The 3,684-nt window shown below is 38.5% G+C and carries 2 protein-coding genes and 1 pseudogene; 2 read left to right on the top strand and 1 reads right to left on the bottom strand.

Features of this window, described 5'->3' with window-relative positions:
• The first annotated feature begins 57 nt into the window (after window positions 1-57).
• Window positions 58-1,478, top strand: a pseudogene (locus PGP85_RS19240) (IS3 family transposase).
• Window positions 1,479-1,579: 101 nt separating this feature from the next.
• On the opposite strand, the gene PGP85_RS19235 reads toward PGP85_RS19240, so the two are convergent.
• Window positions 1,580-2,746, bottom strand: a complete 1,167-nt coding sequence (locus PGP85_RS19235) for a pyridoxal phosphate-dependent aminotransferase (RefSeq protein ID WP_270328900.1) — start codon at window positions 2,744-2,746, stop codon at window positions 1,580-1,582.
• A gap of 342 nt (window positions 2,747-3,088) precedes the next feature.
• Between PGP85_RS19235 and PGP85_RS19230 the strand changes: the two genes are divergently transcribed.
• Complete coding sequence (locus PGP85_RS19230) at window positions 3,089-3,460, top strand: hypothetical protein (RefSeq protein ID WP_270328899.1); 372 nt, start codon at window positions 3,089-3,091, stop codon at window positions 3,458-3,460.
• The last annotated feature ends 224 nt before the right edge of the window (window positions 3,461-3,684 follow it).

Below are 3,684 nucleotides of genomic sequence, written 5' to 3'. Positions count from 1 at the left end.
TGAACCGACCCCCAAAAGTTAGACCAAAAATCTAACTTTTTGGAGGTCGGTATTTTTATGACTGAATATAGCTTTGATTTCAAGCTGAAAGTTGTTCAAGATTATTTAGATGGAGAAGGCGGCTATCGCTATCTAGCGAAAAAGTATGAGGTTAAGCACACGGATCAAGTAAGAAGCTGGATTAATTCCTATCAACAATTTGGTGAGGAAGGGCTCTTTCGAAAGCATTATGATAATACTTACTCTGTTCAATTCAAGATGGATGCGATAGAGTTATATCAAACGAGTGAGTTGTCCTATCGTGAAGTTGCCAATAGACTCGGTATGAGGAATCACGCTCTGATTGCCAGTTGGATCCGGAGTTTTCGAGATGATGGTATCAAGGGACTCTCAAAACCGAAAGGACGTCCACCTACCGTGCCCAAGAAAAAAGAAAAGCCTAAGAAAGATTTTGTTAAAGTAACATCGGAAGAACACGACCGTATTAAAGAATTAGAAAAACAAGTCCGTTCACTTCAGATTGAAAATGCCTTTTTAAAAGAACTGAGGAAGCTGCGAAATCAGGAAGCTCAACAAAGACGAACGAATCAATCGCACGAATAATCCACAGCCTCCGAGGATCTTTCAAATTAGTTGAGCTTCTTGAGACCTTGAACTTCCCTAAAGCAACTTTTATGTACTGGCAAAAACGCTTTGACAGAGAAAACCCTGATCAAGAAATTGAAGCTGAAATGCTTCGTATTCGTAAAGAACATAAAAATTATGGCTGTTTACGAATGACGAACGAACTAAAGAAGCGTGGATTTCATGTCAATAAAAAGAAAGTCCAACGTTTGATTCGAAAACTAGGAATCGAAGTGCGTTCATACACGCGGAAATCACGTCGCTACAGTTCTTACCGAGGAAAAGTCGGGAAGGTGGCGAAACACCGGATTCGTCGTCACTTTTATACGAATATTTGTCACCAAAAAATTACGACAGATACAACAGAGTTCAAATATCTTGAAGTGGATACAAAAGGCGTGATCCGTCAGAGAAAGTTATATCTAGACCCGTTTATGGATATGTATAATAGCGAGATTCTTTCATACCGCATCTCAGAAAAGCCAAATGCCTTGGCTATTATGGAGGGCTTAGAAGAAGCTATCGCAATCACGAATGCTTGCCCGTATCGTCGTACCTTCCACTCGGATCAAGGCTGGGCCTATCAGATGAAAGCATACCGTCGAAAACTAAAGAAACAGAAAATCTTTCAAAGTATGTCTCGCAAAGGAAATTGTTTAGATAATTCCATCATGGAGAATTTCTTCAGTCTTTTAAAACAAGAAATTTTTCATGGAGAAACCTATCACAGTTTTGATGAACTAAAAACTGCGATTGATAATTTTATCTACTATTACAACAATTACCGGATGAAACAGAAACTGAACTGGAAAAGCCCTGTTCAGTTTCGAAAAGCAGCACAGAACGCGGCATAATTGCTTAGTTTAACAAACAAAAAACGGAGTAGATTTCTCTACTCCGAAAAAGTCTAACTTTTGGGGGTCACTTCATCTTTTTTCGATTTGATCGTTTCTTTTTATTTTTCTACATATGCAGTTAAACGTTTCATTGCTTCCACTAAATTCTCCATTGAAGCCGCATAACTGATTCGCACGTAGCCTTCACCTTCCGGACCAAACGCAATTCCCGGAATAATTGCCAATTGATTTTTTTCTGCTAACTCAATACAAAAAGCCATTGAATCCTGTTCCAATCCTGCGGGTATCTTAGCAAAAATATAGAACGCGCCAGAAGGACGGGCAACTTCAAAGCCAAGCGCGGTCATGGCCTGATAAACAAAATCCCGACGTTCGCGATATTCTTCTCGCATTACTTCCGCATCCGAAATTCCTTGTACCAACGCTCGAACCGCAGCCTTTTGTGAAATTGTTGAAGCAGCAGTCACCAGATATTGGTGGACTTTGATGATCTGCTCAATCAATTCAGCAGGTGCGAAAATGAAGCCGATCCGCCAGCCGGTCATGGCGTGAGATTTTGACAAACCATTAATCACGATTGCTTGATCTCGCAAATATTTTCCGAATGAAACATGCTTCGCTTCATAATTTAGCTCACTGTAAATTTCATCGCTGATCACAAAAATTGGATACTTTTTCAACGTTTCGCTCAAGGCCGAAACTTCGTCTTCCGTATAAGCGACACCCGTTGGATTTGATGGAGATGTAATAATAATTGCTTTCACTTTATCTCCATGTTCGGCCATCGCTTGATCAATTTGCTCTGGGGTTAAAACAAACCCGGTTTCCCGCGTATCAATATAGACAGGTTCGGCCCCAGCTAATAAAATCAGCGGTTCATAGCCTGGATAGGTCGGCGCTGGAAGCAATACTTTATCACCGGCCTCCAAAATCGCTAAAAGACTCGCTGACAACGCTTCAGTTGCTCCTACTGTTACTAAAACTTCTGTTGCTGGTTGATAATTTACTGCATATTTTTCAGATAAAAAACGACTCGCTGCTTCTCGAACATCGATCAAGCCAGACATGCCGGTATAATGGCTAAAATTATCTTTAATTGCTTGCTGCCCTGCTTCTTTGACGTGCTCAGGGGTATTAAAATCCGGCTCGCCTAATGTTAACTTCAGCATATTAGGAATTCCAGAGACTTTTTCATCAAATTGACGAATCAATGAGACGGCGATTTCGTACACATTTTTGTTAAATCGATCTTGCAGTTTATTCATATAACCCCTCCATTTCTAATCATATTATCACAATCTCTCAGATAGTAAAGAAAAAATGTTTTACATTCATCTCGCGATTTATTCAGAAATGCTAGTCATCCGTGGATTGTTTCACAGGTTCTCCCTATTTTAAATAAAAACATGGGTCTAACGTTCCTTTCCATTTTTAATTTAGAAATGCTGATTTCCTAAAAAATAATTTAGGTCAAATCAAGTGATGTTTTATTTATAGCAGCATAAAATAACTTTAATTATGTATCCTAATTTCTATTTTCTGTTGAACTGACCATTTACAAGGCATAAAATAACCATAGAAAAATATTTTTGAGGAGACATCCTGCAATGCTGAAAAAAATAATCCTGCGATCACCTTTTATTTTCTATTTCATCCCTTACGTGCATCTTTCTTTAGCAATTGATTACCTTTTTGATTCAATCGTAGGAATTTTTCTATTCCTGCTGCTTACTGTCATCATAGGTTTTTATGCTAAAATGACACAACAAATTTCCTTATTAGTGTTTGGAAATTTGATCAATATATTATTGAGCTGTGCTTTAATTCTTTTTAAGAGCCCTTTAGTCAGTTTATATCATTCTTCCTCACCCTTCGTGGCCGCGGTTCCACTGATCGCACTTTTTCTGATCACACAACTAACTGGGATTTTTTGGGGCTATATTCTTCAAAAAGAAGCCTCTTTTAATGGTCAGAATTAACAGTTCAATCGGTTTCTCTTCGATCCGACAAATCTAACTTAGAGGACAAATTTCTAATAAGCAAAAAAGCTTCAGATCATTTAAACGATCCGAAGCTTTTTACTATTATTTACCCACAAGTTCCTTTGTTGGCTTAATCCATATTTCAATTTTTGGCTCATCCGTTACGTTCACATATTTTTGAATCAAAAACGGCTCCATGTCATCCATTCCGATTCCGTGTC

The sequence above is a fragment of the Enterococcus malodoratus genome, assembly GCF_027659535.1.
Lineage (GTDB): Bacteria > Bacillota > Bacilli > Lactobacillales > Enterococcaceae > Enterococcus_A > Enterococcus_A malodoratus.
The sequence above is the reverse complement of the archived record's forward strand: the minus strand, read 5'-3'. Positions and strand labels throughout refer to the sequence as shown.

What these genes read in the sequence shown, in the direction of transcription:
- PGP85_RS19235 (WP_270328900.1), bottom strand. Translation starts at nt 2,746, where the DNA reads ATGAATAAACTGCAAGATCGATTTAACAAAAATGTGTACGAAATCGCC.
- PGP85_RS19230 (WP_270328899.1), top strand. Translation starts at nt 3,089, where the DNA reads ATGCTGAAAAAAATAATCCTGCGATCACCTTTTATTTTCTATTTCATC.